The sequence below is a fragment of the Streptomyces prasinopilosus genome, from assembly GCF_001419695.1.
In the GTDB taxonomy this organism is placed as follows: Bacteria; Actinomycetota; Actinomycetes; order Streptomycetales; family Streptomycetaceae; genus Streptomyces; species Streptomyces prasinopilosus.
The window spans coordinates 1-2687 of sequence record NZ_LIRG01000495.1; the positions used below are offsets into that span (position 1 = coordinate 1).

Consider the following 2687-nt stretch of genomic DNA (forward strand, 5'->3'; position numbering starts at 1 on the left):
CTCGCCCCGCCGCCGCAGGCGCCCCGCATCGAGGGCCTCCTCCTCGGACTCGCCGCCGGAGACGCCGCCGGCTGGCCCGCGGCACGCCACCGCGCCGCCCGGATGCCCGAGTGGACCCGGCGCCTCACCCGGGAACTGGACACCTTCGCCGAGCAGAACGCGACCACCACCCTCCCCGTGCCCATCGCCCTCAACCAGTCCCCGGAGCCCCTGCGCCTGGGCCCCTCCGACGACGCCGAGTGGGCGGTGTTCGCCGCCGAGGCGGTCCTGCGGGCCGGCGACGACGGCGCGCTCGGCGACCTGAGCCGCGAACGCCGCACCCGGGCCGCCATCGATCTCACCTGGAGCGCCGCGGCCGGCGAGGTCGCCGCGGCCGCGGAACGCGCGCCCGAGATCGAGTCGGCGGTCCTGCCCCTGCGGGCGCGCATCTCCGTACGGGCCGGGCTCGGCAACCTCGCCACCGGTCTGCGCCCGCCCGCCACCGGCCACGACAACCCGCACTACTTCGACGACGCGGCCTGCGTGCGGGCCTGCGTCCTGGCCGTGGCCCACCCCGGCGACCCCGGGGGCGCCGCCTCGCTCGCCGAGTTCGACGCCCGCTACACCCAGGACGGCGACGGGGTGCACGGCGCCCGCGCGATGGCCGCCGCCGTCGCCCTCGCGCTGGCCGGCGCGGACGTCGGGGCGTGCGTGGCGGCCGCGGTGGCCGAGCTGCCCGAGGAGACGGAGATCGGCCGCAACGCCCGGCACGCGCTGCGGCTCGCCGCGGACGCCGAGGGCGCCTTCGCCCTCGTACCACCCCTGGAACACCAGATCGTCGACCACGTCTACAGCTACGGCGTCGCCGCCGCCGAGACCGTCCCCGTGGCCCTCGCGCTGGCCGTCGCCGCGCGCGGCCGGATGGTGGAGGCGGTGCCCGCGGCGGCCTGCCTGTCCCGGGTCGCGGACTCGGCCCCCGCCCTCGTCGGCGCGCTGACCGGCGCGCTCGGCGGCGGCGCGGCGATCCCGGCGTCCTGGCGGGAGAGCTGCCGCGTCCTGTCCGGCTGCACCCTCCCCCGGCTCACCGGCACCGACCTGGTGGAACTCGCCGGGCTCCTGGAAGCCGCACAACCGCCTCCGTACGGAGGATGATTCGGGCATGACGCTCAAAGAACACGAAAAGCGGGCCGGGGGTGCCTCCCTCGACGAGCGGATCACCGGCGCCCTGGTGGGGGCCGCCGTCGGCGACGCGCTCGGCGGCCCCGTCGAGGGGTACTCCCCCGAGCAGATCCTCGAACGCCACGGCGGCCGCGTCCACGGCGTCGTCGGCCCCTGGAACGGCGACGACTGGCGCACCGCCCGGCCGATCGCCCCGTACCACAAGGGCGACGGCCACGTCACCGACGACACCCTCATGACGCACGCACTGGTGCGGGTGTACGCGCGGGTCCGGGACCACCTGGACGCCCACGCCGTCGCCGACCACCTGGTCCCGGACCTGATGACGCACCCGCGCTGGATCCCGGAGCTGGAGGCGGAGGCGCTCCTGCTGCAGCGGGTCTTCCTCGCGGAGAAGTGGCTGGTGGCCCGGATCCACTACGGCCACGTCGACCCGCGCGAGGCGGGCGTCGGCAACATCGTCAACTGCGGTGCCGCGATGTACACGGCCCCGGTCGGCCTGGTCAACGCCGCCCATCCGGCGGGCGCCTACGCCGAGGCGCTGGACGTCGCGGGGGCCCACCAGTCGTCGTACGGCCGGGAGGCGGCCGGCGTCCTCGCCGCGGCCGTGGCGGCGGCGTGCGCGCCGGGGGCGACACCGGACTCGGTCGTCGCCGCCTGCCTGTCCCTGGCGAAGGACGGCACCCGGGCGGCGATCGAGGAGGTCTGCGAAGCGGCGTCCCGCCACACGGACTTCGAGTCCGCGCTGCGCCCGCTGCGGGAGGCGGTGGCCCCGTACGACACCGTGGGCCCCGACTACCGTGCCCCCTCGCTGGGTGCCCGCCGTCCGTCGCGGCTGCACGCGATCGAGGAACTCCCGGTCGCGCTGGGCATGGTGGTGGTCTCCGGCGGCGACTTCCGGCACGCGGTGCTGGGCGCGGTGAACTACGGCCGGGACTGCGACTCCATCGCCACCATGGCCGGTGCCGTGACGGGCGCCCTCGGTTCGCCGGTCCCCGAGGACTGGGCGAAGACGGTGGCGGAGGCCAGCCGTCTCGACCTGCTGGAGCCCGCGGCCGCGCTGACGGAGGTGGCCCGCGAGGTCTTCGCCCGCGACGTGTCCCGGCGCCGCTCGCACGAGAGGGCGTTCGCCGAGCTGGGAGGCCCGGAATGCTCCGGCTGACCTGGGTCCAGCCCGAGGACCTGATCGGGCACGAGCTGCGTCAGGCCGCCCAGGACGGCCGGGCGCCCGCGGCCGTCGCCGCCGTCGCGGCCCGGTGGCGCGCGGCGGGCGGTTCCGAGGCCCCGCCCCGGGCGGGCGCCTCCCCGCGGCCGGCGTCCCGCTACCTGCGGCTGCTGGCCGGGGACCTCCTGGACGAGCTCGCCGACCTGCCCGGGGGGCTGGCGGACGACGAACCGACGGACCTCGGCGCCATCAAGGCCCTCTGCCCGCACTGGCCCCCGCCCGCCGGGCCCGCTCCCGCGGCGCCCGGCCGCGTCGGAGCCGGGCCTGCCCAGGACGGTCCCCCCGGCGCCGGCCCCCTCGAAGA

Annotated in this window: 2 protein-coding genes and 1 pseudogene; all 3 read left to right on the plus strand. The window is 77.7% G+C overall.

What is annotated here, in order from left to right:
* Nucleotides 1–27: 27 nt before the first annotated feature.
* Complete coding sequence (locus tag AOK18_RS20355) at nt 28–1131, plus strand: ADP-ribosylglycohydrolase family protein (RefSeq protein WP_079105109.1); 1104 nt, start codon at nt 28–30, stop codon at nt 1129–1131.
* Between the two features lie 7 nt (nt 1132–1138).
* Nucleotides 1139–2320 carry an ADP-ribosylglycohydrolase family protein gene (locus tag AOK18_RS20360; RefSeq protein WP_055574163.1) on the plus strand — a complete coding sequence of 394 codons (1182 nt, stop codon included), beginning with the start codon at nt 1139–1141 and terminating at the stop codon, nt 2318–2320.
* A pseudogene (locus AOK18_RS20365) lies at nt 2308–2687 on the plus strand (ADP-ribosylglycohydrolase family protein); the annotation flags it as partial. The gene AOK18_RS20360 and the pseudogene AOK18_RS20365, both read left to right, overlap by 13 nt.

What these genes read in the sequence shown, in the direction of transcription:
- AOK18_RS20360 (WP_055574163.1), top strand. Translation starts at nt 1,139, where the DNA reads ATGACGCTCAAAGAACACGAAAAGCGGGCCGGGGGTGCCTCCCTCGAC.